The sequence below is a fragment of the Aminiphilus sp. genome, from assembly GCF_029975095.1.
Taxonomy (GTDB): Bacteria; Synergistota; Synergistia; order Synergistales; family Aminiphilaceae; genus Aminiphilus.
Map to the genome: position 1 here is coordinate 1 of NZ_JARKPW010000089.1, position 15,510 is coordinate 15,510.

Below are 15,510 nucleotides of genomic sequence, written 5' to 3' on the forward strand. Positions count from 1 at the left end.
CGCCCGGCAAGGGACATTGGGGAACACGCTTCTTTCTCCGCATCCTTTTTCCAGGGATCTTCCTCTTCGTCCTGATCGGCGCAACCTTCGCCGGTGGCGCCTCAGGCCTTGCGGCGGATCCTGTTTCCGCACCGGCACCACTGCTCTGCGCGGCAATCCTGCTGTTCTTCAAACCGCTCATGAAGGTTCGCTCCGATTCCGGCGCACGTCTCGCCGAAGAATTGGAGGGGCTGCGCCTCTACATGGCGACCGCGGAGACTCCCCGGATGGAACAGATGACACCGCCGCAGGAAACACCGGAACTCTTCGAGGCATTGCTCCCCTACGCCTTCGCGCTGGACACGGCGAAAACCTGGGCGAACCGCTTCGAAAAAACGCTCGCGGCGGCGCGCTATTCCCCCTCCTGGTATCGGGGAGATGCGTACACTTTCGCGACCGCCGAGGGAATCGCTTCGTTTTCGTCGGGTTTCGTCGGGGCTGTCGCGTCGGGAACACGTTCCTCCGGCAGCGGTGGCAGCGGCTCCTCCGGCGGCGGTGGCGGAGGCGGTGGCGGACGGGGATGGTAGAGGAAGAAAAAGTACCACCGTGGAGCGTACCGCACGTCCTTGTCAGGAGGCGCGCAATCAAAACACGTTCTCGGCGTCGACAAGGGTTTACTCACTTCCGAGAAGGGAACATTCCTCCTCGTCCACGCGAAGTAGTCGCCTGTTCCTGTACGCATATCGATCGGAACGGATTACGCGAAGGGTACACGACAAAAACCCGTGGCAAGGCACGGAAAACACGAGTACACTTCGAAAAGGAGGAAGGTGAGCCACAATGTTGCGAATCGTTCGGGGGACAGGGTGTCCTTTCGGAGGAGTTTTTCTGTTGCTTTTCGTCTTTGCGGGTTGTGTTCTTGCGGAGAGCGACACGCCTTCGAGAGAAGCGCTGGAGAACGTGCGCACCTGGCCGTTGGGGGCGGAACTCCAGGGAAAGCGGGTCAATCTCCGGGGTGAACCTTCGGCGAAGGGACCGCTCCTCGGCCAGTTCACCGACGACATGGACGCAGGCGAGCTGCTCGTGATCGACGTTCGCCACACCGGTGAGGAGTATGCCTGGTACCTCACGGTGAGTGAAAAATACGGCGAAGGCTGGATTTATGGGAAATATCTCCGTCTTCTCCCCGAGGGAGACGCGCTCTCTCGTCTTTTTCGACGCATTCGAAACGACTTCGGCGTCAACCGGGCCATGATGGAAAAACGTTTCGGCAAGCCGGACCAAGCAGAGGTGGACACCTTGGAACTGGCCGACTGGAATGTGGCCATCACCTCCATCTCCCTCGCCTATCACGGACACAACGCGGTGTTCTGGAACTACCGCGGTCGGGACCGCCTGCGCTTTCTCGAAATCGCTGGAGGCTGGATGGATTTCGGCGGTGTTCTCCAGGGCACCCCGGCGGAAGAAATCCGGGACCGCCTCGGAGAACCTTTCGCGGGAGACGCCACAATGCTCCAGTATCTGCTGAACCGGGAAGAACTTCTCTTCTACCTTGAGAAAGGCAAGGTGGTGAGCATGCTCTACCGCAAGGCCATTTTCGACTGAAGCACGGTCCTGGAAAGGAGTGACCGATTCGCGGAATGGACCTTTCCCTTTTTCTCAAACCCGACGTTCCTCAAACGGAAGGGGTTTTCGGAATTTCCGAAACGCCCCGCATCTCTTCTCCGCAGGTACATGCGAAAAAATTGCGGAAGGGATGCGCAACGACATTACGGAGGTGACGACATGCCCCACGCACAGCACTCTGTTTCATCCCACGAAAACCATCCCACGGAAACGACGACTTTTTCCGCGATGAAGGAAGTCGCCCATCCGCGGCTTTTTCTGCCGCTGCTGTTCCTGCTGTTCCTTCTGACGGGCGTGGAAGCGTTCGCCGCAGACGATCACCCGCTCGATCTCGCGCTCGACACCTGCATGAACGCCGATCCCTCGACGCAGGGGGTCATCACCTGCGCCGGACAGGCGGAAGAAGCATGGGCGGCGGAGGAAGAGCGTCTCCGACAGGCACTTCTCTCCCGTCTCGACAAGAAGAAACACCCCGCCTTCGAAAAAAGTGAACAAGCCTGGCGGGCGTTCCGGGAAGAGGAACGACTTCTCGGCAACGCCGTGTACGGTGCGATTCTGAACGAGGCGGGGGGAAGTATGTGGCAGGTGGCGCACGTTCTCCTTGACGTGGGGATTCCCCGGGAGAGAGCGATGGAACTCGGGGGCATGCTTGCACAGCTTGACCTCTCCTGGACACTGCCGCCCACGGACGTGGCGGAAGCGCAAAAACGCCACGCCACCGCCGACGGCGCACTGAACGAGATCTATCAGACCTTCTACAAACGACTCAAAGCAGGAGAGCAGGACGTATTGCGCACGGCCCAACGTTCCTGGATCGCCTATCGGGACGCGCACCTGGCCTTTCTCAAGAGTTTCTACGACGCGGAAAAGAACGAGGGACTCCAACTCCACTGGGCGGCTGGATTGACCGAGGCGAGGACACGACAGTTACAGGTGTATCTTGAGGATTTCCAGAACGCGGGGATGTCGGAACAGCGAAATCAGTAGCCTCGGCATTTTGCCGCCTTTCGATACGGAACCGGGGGTTCCGTATCAACCCGGGAGGGAAAGGTACCTGCACATGCTGGAAGAAGGCGCACGGATCCCGCCCCGCCGGGCCCAGGCTTTCAAGGAAGCCCGGCCCCGGCGGGGCGCATCTCCTGCATCTCCACTCAGGCCCGGACTACCTGCAGGCACTCCACGCGCCCTCCGGGAGAGGCAAGGAGAACGTAGTCCCGAATGTCCTCCAGGTGGCGACGGGTCAATGTCTCGTCGATTCCCCGGGGCGCATAGACGGTGTAGAGCACATGCCGCGAGCCGGGCCCGATGGGAGTTCTCTGGTCCGCTCCGTAGAGCACGGCGGAAATGATGCCTCCGCGGTCCTTCATGCACATGTCCCCGGGTTTCATTTGCTGTGCCTTGCTTTTGCTCCCTCCGAGCATGTCCATGGTCTCCGTTCCGTCCGTCGCGGCAAGGACGACAGGAGGCTCCACCCTGTCAAGATCGTGCGCCGCGGAGAGCAGACCGTTTTTCAATTCTCCCAGGAACATGGCCGCCACAAGGGACGAACCGCAGGGAACGGTTTTGTTCTTGAACACTACCGATTCCACCTGAAGCTGCACATGATAGAGCTTGTCGAAACGCCGGTAGTATGCCGCGTACTCCCGAAAAACCGGCTCTTCCCGAAGGCGCGCCCGGTCCATTCCCGCATAGCGCTCCCGCAGTGTCTCCTCAAGCGCCCGCGCCGCCGCGACAATCTCCGGCGCATCCTTCCGGTCCTCCACATCCCGCATCACGAGAAAACCCGCGCTCGCTCCGGGAAATGTCTTTTTCCAACTCGCATCGACATCGAACATGTCCGTCCCTCCTGTCCTCGTTCCGAAAACACTGTGTTCCAGCATAGACAACGGAACACGGAAAAGCTTGTACAATATTGCTCATTCCGGTCCCGAAAAAACGACTTCACGGTTGTGGTTGTACCCGTCACATTGTGCGAGCGGTCGCCGCGATTCCTGGCGGTGGAGTACGCAACAATCTTCCAGAGTCGTGTGCGAGTTTGTTTGAGTTGTGTGCGTCAAGGTGTGCAAAAAGGTTTTCATGGTGTCCGGCGGCCGCCTGCGGCGATGAGCCGCACTTTTCCGGGAGTTCCCCTTTGTGTTCGGACGACAACTCCATGGTGAGGTAACTGCTCGCCCCCCGGAGACGATGCGCATCCGGAGATGCCTTCCGCGTAGGGTCGAACAGTCAAACCCCGGACGAAAGGCAACCCGTGGCGAGAAAGGAGACGTGAGAGATGTTTCGGGAAGAGGCGACGTTCTGGACATCCGAAGAGCTGCCCGGCGTGGAACTTCTCCGCGCCGTCTATCTCGACCAGTCCTTTCCGCCCCACGCGCACGACACCTTCGCCCTCGGCGTCATTGAAGAAGGCGCCCTCGCCATGCGCTACAGAAAAAGCCACTTCGTGGCCCCCCGGGGAAGCGTCGGCTTCGCCCTCCCCGGGGAAACCCATACAGGCTATGCCGGAGACCGTAGGGGCTGGCGTTATCGCATGCTCTACGCCGATCCCTCCCTGCTCTGTCGTGTTACGGAGGAACTCGGACGGAGAACGGCCTTCCCTTTTATCCCGGAATGCGTGCTCTTCGACGATGAACTCGCCCTCGAACTTCTCCGTCTTCATCGGCTCCTGGAAGATTCTTCCTCTTCGCCTCTGGAACTCCAGACTCTTCTGACCTGGAGTCTGGCAAGACTCGTTCTCCGTCATGCGTCGGACCGGCCGTCACCCCGACGCACCAGGGACGGAACGACTCTGGCTCAAAGAGTACGGCAAATTCTGGAAAACCGTCATGCCGAACGCATCTCCCTGGAGGAGCTTGCGGAAGAATCCCACGCCAGCCGGTGGTACCTGTTGCGCACATTTCGGGAGACCTTCGGTATGCCACCCCACACCTTTCTCGTGCAGTTCCGTGTCCGACGGGCTCGGGAACTGCTCCGTTCGGGAAAGGAGATCGCCGAAACCGCAACGGCCGTAGGCTTCTGCGATCAGAGCCACCTCACCCGGGCCTTCCATCGCATCGTGGGGATCTCTCCCGGACGCTACGTGGAGGGACTCCGCCCACACCGGAAAGCGGAAGAAGACCGAGCCCCCATCGTTTCGGGAACGCTGCGAAAAAAGCGGAACCAAAGCCGGTGAAACGAAGAAGGACGCCGGCCCTGGATGGGCGGCGTCCTTCGGAAAAACATTTCTGTCGGCACGGCAACTGCATTCCGTCACCGTGCCGCCGATGCGGCAACGTACCGCTAACGGGGGACGGTTCCGGCGAGCGACAAAGCAGAACGGAACCAGCAGTAGGCCTCCACGGCATCCTTCGCCTCGAAGGTGAGGGTCCGCCCGGACTCGCGGATCGTGCCGGGAATGCCTGCGGCGGCATCCGCCTGGGCGCAGTTGAAGACCGTGAGCGCCACGCGGCCCGGAAAGGCCGGACGATAGGGAACGGCCTTCCGGCTGCGCGCCATCGCTTCTTTCACGGCCTTTTGCAGGAGCGCCGCCGTCTCCTCCGGAGGGAGAAGCACCGCGCTTGTCCTTGCCACGCCCTCCTTGACGACACAGGTGGTGATGTCGTCGCCGAAGACGCTTTTCGCCTCGCGGCAGACTGCGGCATCCCCCGTGACCAACGCCGGCGGGACACCGAAATGCCCGGCCACGGCGGCGTTGAAACCGAGTTCTCCCACGGAGACGCCGTTCAACGTCAGATCGAAGGTGTTTCCCGACATGGTGTGGTCGAGAATGGCCCGGAGCGTCCCCGCCTTGGCGTGATAGCAGACGAAAAAAGCCAGATCGGCACCCTCCACCTGCTCCATCATACTGAGATACTTTCCCGAACCGCTCACGAGGCGAAGTCCCTTCGGAATCCGCCGCGCGTCGAGATTGATCATCCGCGAATGGGAATCGTTCACCAGCACCTCGTCGGCACCACATTCAAGGGCCGCCTCGGCCACGGCGAGGAGATCGTGGAGCTGCATGGCCCTGCCGAACTCATATTCCGGCTTGTCGTGCTCCACCTGCTCCCACCGAACGACTCCCGTCGCGCCCTCCATGTCACAACTGATGTAGACTTTCACGAGTGTCCCTTCTTCCTAATCCTCCACGTCCATCGGATAATAGGACATGTCACTCCAGCCGTTCCAGGGAACGACGAAGTTCTTCACCCGGGGCTGCAGCACGTAGAGATGGTCCACGGAGAAGAGGGGCAGCCACGCCGCATCGTCGTGGACGATGGTCTTCTCCAGCTCGTTGTACTCCTTCATGCGCTGTTCCTGATCGGGCATGAAGCGAAGTTCGATGATCTTGTTCATCGCCGCCTCGTTGTTGTAGCAGATCGACCGACCGAAGGAACGGTCCTTGTAGAAGAAATTGTAGATGGTGCCGTCGGGGTCGTTCGTGTCGAGGGACCAGATCTGCGGATAGGCCATGAGTCCGCCTTCCTTGCGCTTCGCGTAGTAGGTGGCGGAATCGACGGCTTCGAGTTTCACGTTGAAGCCCGCGTCCTTCACCATCTGCTGGAAGAGTTCATTGATCTGGACCCAACGGTTCGACCATCCCGTCACCTGGGTGAGCGTCACGTCCACACCGTCGGGGTAGCCCGCCTCGACGAGCAGTTCCTTCGCCTTCGCGGGATTGTACTCGATCTTGGGCAGCGCTTCGGGGTTGTAACCCACGAGTCCCCGGGGAATGATTCCGTCAATGAGGATACCGTTGCCGAAGTACACCGTGTCGAGGATCTTCTTGCGGTCCACCGCCATCTGGAAAGCCTTGCGGACCCGCACATCGTCGAAGGGCTTCATCTGGTTGTTCATAGTCATGTAGACCAGCCCCACCCGGGGGCCTCTGTGGATCAGGTCCTTCCACTTGGCATCCTCCATGAAGAAGGGAATCTGGGAGAATCCCTGGTCGCAGTCGAAGATGTCGATCTCGCCGGTGAGGAACATGAGACGGAGCGTCTCGGAATCAGGAACGATGCGCGCCACGAGCTTGTCGATCTTCGCCTTGCCGGCCCAGTAGTCCGGGTTCGCCACGAGGGTGAAGTGGTCGTTCAGGACATATTCCTTGAGGATGAAGGGACCGGTGCCGCAGGTGCTCTCCGCGGTCTGCCCGAACTTGGCGCCGAACTCCTCGGTGAATTTTCTGTTGTAGATGTTCGCACCAGGTGTCCCCATGGAAGCCAAAAACGGCGCATAGGGTTCCTTCAGGGTAATCTGGAACGTGTATTTGTCGAGAACCTTAAAGCCCGACACGCTGTCCGCCTTGCCGTCGAGCCGCTCCCGGGCTCCTTCGACGAAGTCGAAGAGATCCGTCTGGAAGGATTTGGTCGCGGGATTGAGCACGCGGTCGAAGGTGTAGAGCACGTCGTCGGCGGTGAGTTCTTCGCCGTTGTGGAACTTGACGCCCTTGCGCAGGAAAAAGGTGAAGACTTTCCCGTCCTTGGAGACGTTCCACTTCTCCGCCAACATGGGAACGATCTTGGGCGGATTGGAGCCGGGCTCCACCTGTACGAGGCGGTCAAACGCGTTGAGCGGCACGAAATATTCCGCCGTGGTCATATGGGCATCCACGGTATCCGTGGAAAAACCCGCGATGGTGAGAACTTTCTCCTTGGCCTGAGCCACTCCCGCGATCAGCCCCACCAGGGCGAACATCACAACCGCCAGAACAAGCATACGCTGCACTGTTCTCTTCACGTTTCGTTCCCTCCTGTCCGTCTCTGTTTCCTCGATCCTTACTCCTCCGGTCTCTCCCCTTCCCGTGGAGAAACGTCCCTTCTTCCGCCAACATGTTTCCTCCCGTGTGACCGCATCCCTCCCTTCACTAAAAAAACCGATTCAGGCCGACGGCGGAGGAGACGCCGCGAAGTGCACCGTGAAAAAACGGCCATCCGAAAGAGGCGGTTACCGCACTCCCGATTCCGTGAGGAAGAATCGCCCCGCGTTTCCGTCGAGAAGCGCCCGCACCCCCAGGGGGAACGTGGCTTTCCGCTTGCCGTGGCCGAAAGGAACGTTCAGAAGCACCGGAACTCCGAGAGGCACCAGAAGGTCGGCGAAGATTTCCTCCAGGGGAATGTCCATCTTCGGTTTGTCCGTGGTGCAGTCGATGCACTGACCGACGACGACTCCGGCGCACTGCTGGAGTTTGCCTGAGGAACGAAGCTGGCAGAGCCAACGGTCGTATTTGTAGGGCTGTTCTCCCACGTCCTCGATGATGAGAATCTTTCCCCGCGTGTCGATCTCCCAGGGGGTTCCCATGAGGGCGGAGATGAGGGAAAGGCATCCTCCCACGAGAGGCGCCTCCACCGTTCCGGGAACAAGTGCCTGGATGGCAGGATCTCCCTGGGGCGGAAGGATTTCCCCAACAGGCTCCGTCTTCGTGACGGCTTTCAGAAAATGCTCTTTCACGTAGCCCTCGAAGGTATCCCGGCGGAATTCGGTATAGGGCATGGGGCCCTGAATCGTGACGAGGTCCGCGCCTTGTCCCAGAAGGAGATGGAAGACCGTGACGTCGCTGTACCCCAAAAAGACTTTTGGGTTCTTCCGCACCACCTCCAGGTCTATCATCTCTGGAAGGCGGTTCGCTCCTTCGCCTCCGCGGACACAGAAGATCCCCGCGATGTCCGGATCGGCAAACATGCGATTCACGTCCCGGGCACGGATCTCGTCGGGGCCTGCCAAGTATCCCCTCCGGTGGAAAAGGCTCTCTCCACAGACCGTGCGGAAGCCCAGAGCCTCCACCACATCCACGCTGCACTGCCGCTCCTCGTCGGTGACGGGGTTCGACACACTCAACAGACCGATAAGATCCCCCGGGCGCAACGCCCTTCCCTTGTTCATGGTCATCCCTTCCTTAGTTCTTCCGTCGCGGAAGATGCGGCTCAGACGAGTGGATAATGACAGGAGACGGCCCTTCCTTCAAGTGCCACCGTCTCCGGCTCCTCCAGACGACATCGCTCCTGTGCGTAGGGACAGCGCGTGGAAAAACGGCACCCCGGAGGCAAATTGATCGGGCTCGGAATGTCCCCTTTCAGAAGAAGCCGCTCGCGATCCCGCTGCGTGGGATCCGGAACGGGAGCGGCGGCGATGAGAAACTTCGTGTAGGGGTGGAAAGGCCGTGCGAAGAGGTCCTCCGTGTCGCCGATTTCCATGGCCTTGCCGAGGAACATGACGCACACCTTGTCGGCAATGTGACGCACCACGGAAAGATTGTGGGTGATGAAAAGATAGGTGAGACGGAACTCTTTCTGCAGATCCGAGAGAAGGTTCAACACCTGGGCCTGAATGGACACGTCCAGGGCGGAAACAGCCTCGTCGCAAACGATGAATTCAGGGTTCAGCGCCAGAGCCCGGGCAATGCCGATGCGTTGCCGTTGCCCGCCGCTGAACTGATGGGGATATTTTCGCATGGTATCGCTCCGCATGCCCACCACGGAGAGGAGCGCTGCGATACGCTCGTCCACGTCCTTCGCGGACATTTTGGGCTCGTGGGTTCGGAAGGGTTCGGCGAGGATCTCCCGGACCCGCATACGCGGATTGAGCGATGCGTAGGGATCCTGAAAGATGATCTGCATCTTGCGTCGCAGAGAACGCATCACCTCCGGCGAAAGCGAGGACAGATCCTCGCCACGGAAGAACACCTGCCCCCCCGTGGTCGGGACCAGGCGGAGAATCGCCCGCCCGAGGGTCGTCTTGCCGCACCCCGACTCGCCCACGAGGGCGTAGGTCTCCCGCTCGGCAATGTCGACGGAGACGTCATCCACCGCCTTCACGACCCGGGCTTCTCCGCCGAACATGCCCGCCTCGGCGGAAAAGGTCACCTTGAGTCCCTTTGTCTGAACGAGGATGTTGTTCATCAGCAGGCCTCCCTCGCGCGATTGCAGCGCACGAAGTGCCCCTCACCCACGGGAACGAGCTCGGGCATCTCCTTGAAACAGCTCTCCCGGGCCTGGGTACAGCGCGGAGCGAAACGGCATCCCGGAGGCAAATCCGTCAGAGAGGGAACCATGCCGTCGATGCTGAACAGCCGTTCCTTTCTCCCCGTCCCTCCCGTGTCGGGAATGGAACGGAGCAGCCCCCGCGTGTAGGGATGAGAAGGATTCCGGAAAATATTGAACACATCCCCCTGTTCGACGATGCTTCCCGCGTACATGACATTCACGTCGTCGCAGGTCTCCGCCACCACACCAAGATCGTGAGTGATGAGGATGATGGAGGTTCCGATACGACGCTGCAGGTCCATCATGAGCTTGAGCACCTGGGCCTGGATCGTCACGTCCAGGGCCGTCGTGGGTTCGTCGGCGACGAGCAGCTTGGGATCGCAGATGAGGGCCATGGCGATCATGACCCGCTGACGCAACCCCCCGGAGAGCTGATGCGGAAAAGCCCGTACCCGGGATTCCGGCTCGGGAATCCCTACGAGATCAAGCATTTCCACCACCCGGCGCCGCACCTCCGCGTCGGCCACATTTCTCTGGTGAATCCGGAGCACCTCCCCCACCTGGTACCCCACGGTCTTGACGGGATTCAGGGAGGTCATGGGCTCCTGGAAGATCATGGAGATGTCTTTTCCCCGGACCCGGCACATCTCCTTGTAGGAAAGCTTCGACAGATCACGCCCCTCGAAGAGGATTTCTCCTCCCGCGATCTTGCCCGGAGGCTGAGGAATGAGTCCCATGATGGAAAGGGAAGTGACGCTCTTGCCGCACCCCGATTCCCCCACAAGTCCCGTCACTTTCCCCTTCCTCACGGAAAAGGAGATGCCGTCCACGGCAGGGACGATGCCCTTCCTGGTGAGAAAGAGCGTCCGCAGATTCTTCACGTCGAGAATGGTTTCCTGTGCGCTCATGATCGCCTCCGTCAGTCCTTCATGTAGGGATCGATGGCGTCCCGCAGTCCGTCTCCCATGAAGTTGAAGGCCAGCACGAGAATCAGGATGGCCACTCCGGGAATGATGGCAACCCACGGCGCGGAAAAGATGAATTCCTTTCCCTGGGACACGAGCAACCCCCAACTCGGCGTCGGCGGCTGCGCCCCCACTCCGAGGAAGGAAAGTCCCGCCTCCTGCATGATGGCCGAGGGAATGGACATGGTAAAGACCACCATGATGTTGGGAAGACAGTTGGGAAGAATGTGCCGGAAGATGATGGTTCGGTTTTTCACCCCGAGGGCTCGGGCGGCCTCCACGAATTCCTTCTCTTTCAGGGCAAGGGTCTGGGAGCGGACGATTCGGGAGGTACTGGCCCATCCGACGATGGAAAGGGCGATAAAAATGTTGAAGAGATTGGCTCCGAGAGTGTACATGATGACCATCGCCAACAGCAGGGAAGGAAAGGCGAGGACCACGTCGGCGAGGCGCATGATCCAGAAATCCGTCTTTCCTCCGTAGAATCCGCTCGCGACGCCCAGGATGGAACCGATGCAGGTGGCGAGAAAAGCCGGAATGAGGCCGATGACCAGCGAAATGCGGGCACCGAAGATCACCCGGGCCATGAGATCCCGACCATAGGTATCCGTTCCGAACCAGTGTGCCTCCGACGGCGGCTGGTTCCGGTTGTCCAGATTCATCGTGTAGGGGTCGTGAGAAAGCACGTAAGGTGCGGAAAGGGCGAGGACCGTGATGAAGAGAACCACACAGAGTCCGACCAGGGCGGAGCGATTCTTCTGAAACGCCCGAAAGACATCTCCGAAGAGAGTCTCCACGTCGTCCTTCTTCACCTCGATTTTTTCCGGAGCAATTCCCTGACCGCTGTCCGGGGTCTTCATCTTGTTGTCGGGAACACGTTCGTCATCGTGCATGGGCTCCACCTACTCGTACCGGATCCGCGGGTCGAGCCAGCCGTAGAGGACATCCGCGGCGAGGTTCCCCAGAATGACCAACACGGTCGTGAAGAGTACCGCTCCCTGAAGCAGGGGCATGTCCCGGTTCTGGATGGCACCCACGGCGATGCGCCCAACTCCGGGAATGTTGAAGATGCTCTCGGTGATCACCGAGCCGGAGAGCAGGAAGGCGATTTGCAGAGCCATGACGGTCACCACGGGAAGCAGAGCGTTCTTCAGGGCGTGACGGAGAATGACCGGGACATTCCGAAGCCCCTTCGCCCGGGCCGTCCGGATGTAGTCGTGGCGCATCACGTCCAGAAGACTGGATCTTGTGAGGCGGGCGATGAGTCCCGAGGAACTCCAGCCGAGCACCAGGGCGGGCATGATGAGGTGTTTCGCGCTGTAGAAGCCGGCGACGGGAAGCCATCCGAGTTTGAGGGCGAAGACGTACTGAAAGAGAAGGGCGGTCCAGAAGACGGGCATGGATACTCCGGTGAGGGCGAGTCCCATGAAGAAGTTGTCCGTGAGGGAGTACTGTTTCACCGCCGAGAGAATTCCCGCCGGAATTCCGATGAGCCAGGCCACGAGGGCCGCCGCCAGAGCCAGCTTGAGCGTCACGGGGAAAGCGCCGACGATGAGATCCGCCACGGGACGCTGCAGTTTGTAGGATTCCCCGAGATCGCCCTGGACCGCTCCCGCGAGGAAGCGCACGTACCGAACCGGCCAGGGGTCGTCGAGATGCATCTGGTGCCTCACGCGCTCGATGATCTCGGGACTCATGCGCTCTCCCATCATGAGCGCCACAGGGTCTCCCGGAACCACGTTGAGCAGGATGAAGATGACGAAGGTAATGCCGATGAGGACGGGTACGGCGATGAGCAACCGTTTGAGTATGAATCTCTTCACACAAGACCACCTCCCTTGAAAAACACCTCGTTGCTTTGGAGCGGGAGCAATCCTTGGGGAGAACGCTTGAAGAAATTCCGTCCGATTCGGGTTTCCCACCTCCTGTCTGCGCATTCGCGCATTCCAACCAACGAGCGTTTTTCCGAAAGATCGTTCCACATGTCGCATTGGGCTGACTCTGTCAGGAAAACACTCATCATTGATGAGTTTGTGCATGTCCGCATTCTAGGTCCGCGGAACACTTGTGTCAACCTTTCCGCAATTCGAGCTCTTGCAAGTAGTGTTCCAAGGGGCATTGACAACATTCCGGGGAATGTTCTATAGTTTTTCCGCGATTGCTCATCAGTGAGCAGTGATGTTGTTCCTCATCCGCAGGATCCGAACGAGAAAGGCGGCGGAAGAAATGGAAAAGATGCGCGTGGCGATCGTTGGATTCGGCAATGTGGCCCGGGAGGCCCTTGCCGCCGTGGAGGCCGCTTCGGACATGGAAGCAGCGGGAATTGTTCTCAGGGATCCCAGGAAAGCGGCATCTCTTCAGAGCGAAACAAAACTTCCCGTGGTCTGCGATGTGGACGAACTCGGCGGGGTGGACGCGGCAATCCTGGCCATCGCCAGCCGAGCCATCCCCGAGGTGGCGCCCCACTACCTCGCGAAGGGAATCAACACCGTGGACAGTTTCGACATCCACGGCGAAGCCGTCATGGACCTCCGCAGGAAACTCGACGCAGCAGGCAAGGCGGGTGGGTCCGTCGCGGTGATCTGCGCGGGGTGGGATCCCGGAACCGACTCCGTGGTCCGGGCCATTCTCGAGGGAATCGCCCCGAAGGGCATCACCTACACGAACTTCGGTCCCGGCATGAGCATGGGACACACCGTGGCGGTCAAGAACATTCCGGGCGTCCGGGACGCCCTCTCCCTCACGCTTCCCAAGGGAACGGGACTCCATAAACGACATGTCTACGTGGAGCTGGCACCCGGGGCGGACTTCGAAGCTGTCCGGAAAGCCATTCTGGAAGACCCCTATTTCGCTCACGACGAGACCTACGTCTATCCCACCGAGGACGTGAAACAACTGATCGATCTCGGACACGGCGTCCTTATGGAACGCAAGGGCGTCTCGGGAAGATCCCACAATCAGCGCATTACCTTCTCCATGACACTCATGAACCCCGCAGCGACGGCACAAGTGATGGTGTCCTCCGCACGGGCAGGAAAAAAACAGCGCCCGGGGTGTTACACTATGCTTGAAATCCCCCCCCTGGACTATCTCGAAGGCGAACGGGAGTCGCTTCTCCGAAGGCTCGTCTAAGGCCTTCGTACGTGCCGCCTCCGGTTCCAGGGAGGCGGCACGTACTTTCGAAGACGCAAGATCGGCGGACGATTCGGAAAACGCTACTCGCAAAGGAGAGATCCTTCATGATGAAAGCAGGACGCATCCTTCTGGAAATGCTCAAACAATACGGGGTGGATACGATCTTCGGCCTTCCCGGCGAAACCACACTTCATCTCTACGAGGAGTGGAAAACCTTTCCGGACATTCGTCACGTCATGGTGAGAGACGAACGCAGCAGCGCCTTCATGGCCCACGGCTACGCGAAAATCTCCGGCAAACCCGGCATCTGCGAGAGCCCCAGTCCCGGTGCCACCCATCTCGCTCCGGGTCTTCTGGAGGCACAGAAATCGGGCATTCCCCTTCTGGCCTTCACATCGGACATCCCCCTTCATATGGAGAAGAGAAACATGCTCACCGGTTTCGACCAGCCGGCCCTTCTCCGGAGCACGGTCAAGGAGACCATGGACATCACACGTCCGGAGGACATTCCGTTCTTTATCCGTCGCGCCTTCCGCGTGGCCACCACGGGGCGTCCCGGACCGGTGCACCTTCGTCTTCCCATGGACATGCTCGAAATGAGCGCCGATCCGGACGATCTCTACGCCCAGCGGGAATTCTCCCATTGCCCTGGTTTACGGAGCTGCGCCGATGCCGAGCAGGTCCGCGCCGCGGTAGATCTGCTGGAGAAAGCGGAGAGAGGCTTTCTCGTCTGCGGCCAGGGCGCGGTGACATCCGGCGCATGGGAGGCCGTCACGGCCGTAGCGGAGCAGTTCGGCCTCGCCGTGGGCACGAGCATCGGCGGCAAGGGAGCGATTTCGGAACTCCACCCCCTTTCCGTGGGAGTCGTCGGCGCCCGGGGAGGCACAAGCTTCTCCAACGGCGTGCTCGCCGAGGCGGACCTCGTCTTCTTCGTGGGTTCCAGCACCGATTCGGCCGGAACAGCGGGATGGACACTGCCGCCGCGGAAAGGCAAGGCAAAGGTCATCCAGCTCGATGTGAGCGAGGCGGAGTTGGGCAACAACTACGCCGCGGACGCCCTGCTCCTGGGAGATGCGAAGGCCACGCTGGAAGCCATGCTCGTCGAAGCCACTCGCCGGAAACTCTCTTCCCGACATTCCCGCGGCGAGGAGCTGCGCCGCCTCGGGGAACGCTACCGGGAATCCTGCACGGCAGGGCTTCTGTGCGACAGCACACCCGTGCATCCCATGCGCTTCGTCTGCGCTCTTTCGTCGTTCCTTTCCGATGACGCGCCCATCGTGGTGGACCCTGGAATCAGCGCCATCTACCCCGCCACGTATCTTCGTCTCGGACGTCCGGGGCGTCGCTTCGTGTGCAACTTCGCCATCGGAGCTCTCGGGTTCGGCCTTTCCGCCGCCATCGGCGCGGCTTTCGCCGCTCCCGGCTCCCCCGTGACCGCCCTCTCCGGGGACGGCAGCTTCGGCTTCTGTGCGGCGGAGATGGAAACCCTCGCCAGAACGAAGGCAAATGTGAAACTCTTTCTTTTCGACAATCGCAGTTTCGGCTGGATCCGGGCGACCAATTTCTTCGAGTTCGGCACATCGGAGCATTTTTCCACGGATTTTGACGCCACGGACTATTGCCGCGTCGCCGAGGGCTTCGGTCTGCGGACCGCCCGCATCGCAGCCCCCCAGGATCTGGAACCGACGCTCCGCGCCGTCTACGCAGAGCCGGGCCCCGTCTTCGTCGAGGTCAAGGCTCTCCCCGAGGACCAGTGTGTGCCCCCCGTTCCCGGATGGGCACGGCGTTCCGCGGAAAAAGGCATCCACACGTTCTACTAGAGACCGCCTCCGCCTTCAATGCGGGGC

The 15,510-nt window shown here is 60.3% G+C and carries 13 protein-coding genes and 1 pseudogene; 6 read left to right on the forward strand and 8 right to left on the reverse strand.

Translation table 11 applies throughout. The annotated features are described in order from the left end of the window. The 3 genes and pseudogenes from Q1K49_RS05190 to Q1K49_RS05200 all read left to right on the forward strand — a co-directional run. Window positions 1-566 (forward strand): annotated as a pseudogene (locus Q1K49_RS05190) (DUF2207 domain-containing protein); the annotation flags it as partial. Window positions 567-819: 253 nt separating this feature from the next. Then, on the forward strand, window positions 820-1,584 hold the full coding sequence (locus Q1K49_RS05195) for an SH3 domain-containing protein (RefSeq protein ID WP_300523583.1): 765 nt from the start codon (window positions 820-822) through the stop codon (window positions 1,582-1,584). Window positions 1,585-1,764: 180 nt separating this feature from the next. Next, window positions 1,765-2,592 (forward strand): lysozyme inhibitor LprI family protein, encoded by an 828-nt coding sequence (locus Q1K49_RS05200; RefSeq protein ID WP_300523585.1) that lies wholly within the window; start codon window positions 1,765-1,767, stop codon window positions 2,590-2,592. 164 nt (window positions 2,593-2,756) lie between these two features. Here the strand turns inward: Q1K49_RS05200 and Q1K49_RS05205 are convergent, their stop codons facing one another. Next, window positions 2,757-3,440, reverse strand: coding sequence for a hypothetical protein (locus Q1K49_RS05205; protein ID WP_300523587.1), 684 nt, complete (start codon window positions 3,438-3,440; stop codon window positions 2,757-2,759). Window positions 3,441-3,877: 437 nt separating this feature from the next. Here Q1K49_RS05205 and Q1K49_RS05210 point away from each other — a divergent pair, with 437 nt between their 5' ends. Then, complete coding sequence (locus tag Q1K49_RS05210; protein ID WP_300523590.1) at window positions 3,878-4,774, forward strand: AraC family transcriptional regulator; 897 nt, start codon at window positions 3,878-3,880, stop codon at window positions 4,772-4,774. A gap of 107 nt (window positions 4,775-4,881) precedes the next feature. Here the strand turns inward: Q1K49_RS05210 and Q1K49_RS05215 are convergent, their stop codons facing one another. The 7 genes from Q1K49_RS05215 to Q1K49_RS05245 form a co-directional block, all read right to left on the reverse strand. Continuing rightward, window positions 4,882-5,703 (reverse strand): M55 family metallopeptidase, encoded by an 822-nt coding sequence (locus tag Q1K49_RS05215; RefSeq protein WP_300523592.1) that lies wholly within the window; start codon window positions 5,701-5,703, stop codon window positions 4,882-4,884. A 15-nt stretch (window positions 5,704-5,718) separates the two neighbouring features. Next, window positions 5,719-7,320: an ABC transporter substrate-binding protein gene (locus tag Q1K49_RS05220; protein ID WP_300523595.1), complete on the reverse strand. Its 1,602-nt coding sequence runs from the start codon at window positions 7,318-7,320 to the stop codon at window positions 5,719-5,721. A 207-nt stretch (window positions 7,321-7,527) separates the two neighbouring features. Further along, window positions 7,528-8,463, reverse strand: a complete 936-nt coding sequence (locus tag Q1K49_RS05225; RefSeq protein ID WP_300523597.1) for an LD-carboxypeptidase — start codon at window positions 8,461-8,463, stop codon at window positions 7,528-7,530. 41 nt (window positions 8,464-8,504) lie between these two features. After that, the gene (locus Q1K49_RS05230) at window positions 8,505-9,479 is read right to left on the reverse strand and encodes an oligopeptide/dipeptide ABC transporter ATP-binding protein (protein WP_300523599.1); all 975 of its coding nucleotides are present in this window, start codon (window positions 9,477-9,479) and stop codon (window positions 8,505-8,507) included. Then, entirely contained in the window at window positions 9,479-10,471 is a 993-nt protein-coding gene (locus Q1K49_RS05235) for an ABC transporter ATP-binding protein (RefSeq protein WP_300523602.1), read from the reverse strand. Before Q1K49_RS05235 ends, Q1K49_RS05230 begins: the two co-directional genes overlap by 1 nt. 11 nt (window positions 10,472-10,482) lie before the next feature. Next, entirely contained in the window at window positions 10,483-11,421 is a 939-nt protein-coding gene (locus tag Q1K49_RS05240) for an ABC transporter permease (RefSeq protein WP_300523604.1), read from the reverse strand. Window positions 11,422-11,430: 9 nt separating this feature from the next. Continuing rightward, window positions 11,431-12,351, reverse strand: a complete 921-nt coding sequence (locus tag Q1K49_RS05245) for an ABC transporter permease (protein ID WP_213694582.1) — start codon at window positions 12,349-12,351, stop codon at window positions 11,431-11,433. A 403-nt stretch (window positions 12,352-12,754) separates the two neighbouring features. On the opposite strand from Q1K49_RS05245, the gene Q1K49_RS05250 reads away from it, so the two are divergent. Both Q1K49_RS05250 and Q1K49_RS05255 read left to right on the forward strand, forming a co-directional pair. Next, the gene (locus Q1K49_RS05250; protein WP_300523607.1) at window positions 12,755-13,660 is read left to right on the forward strand and encodes a diaminopimelate dehydrogenase; all 906 of its coding nucleotides are present in this window, start codon (window positions 12,755-12,757) and stop codon (window positions 13,658-13,660) included. Window positions 13,661-13,767: 107 nt separating this feature from the next. After that, the gene (locus Q1K49_RS05255) at window positions 13,768-15,483 is read left to right on the forward strand and encodes a thiamine pyrophosphate-binding protein (protein WP_300523609.1); all 1,716 of its coding nucleotides are present in this window, start codon (window positions 13,768-13,770) and stop codon (window positions 15,481-15,483) included. The last annotated feature ends 27 nt before the right edge of the window (window positions 15,484-15,510 follow it).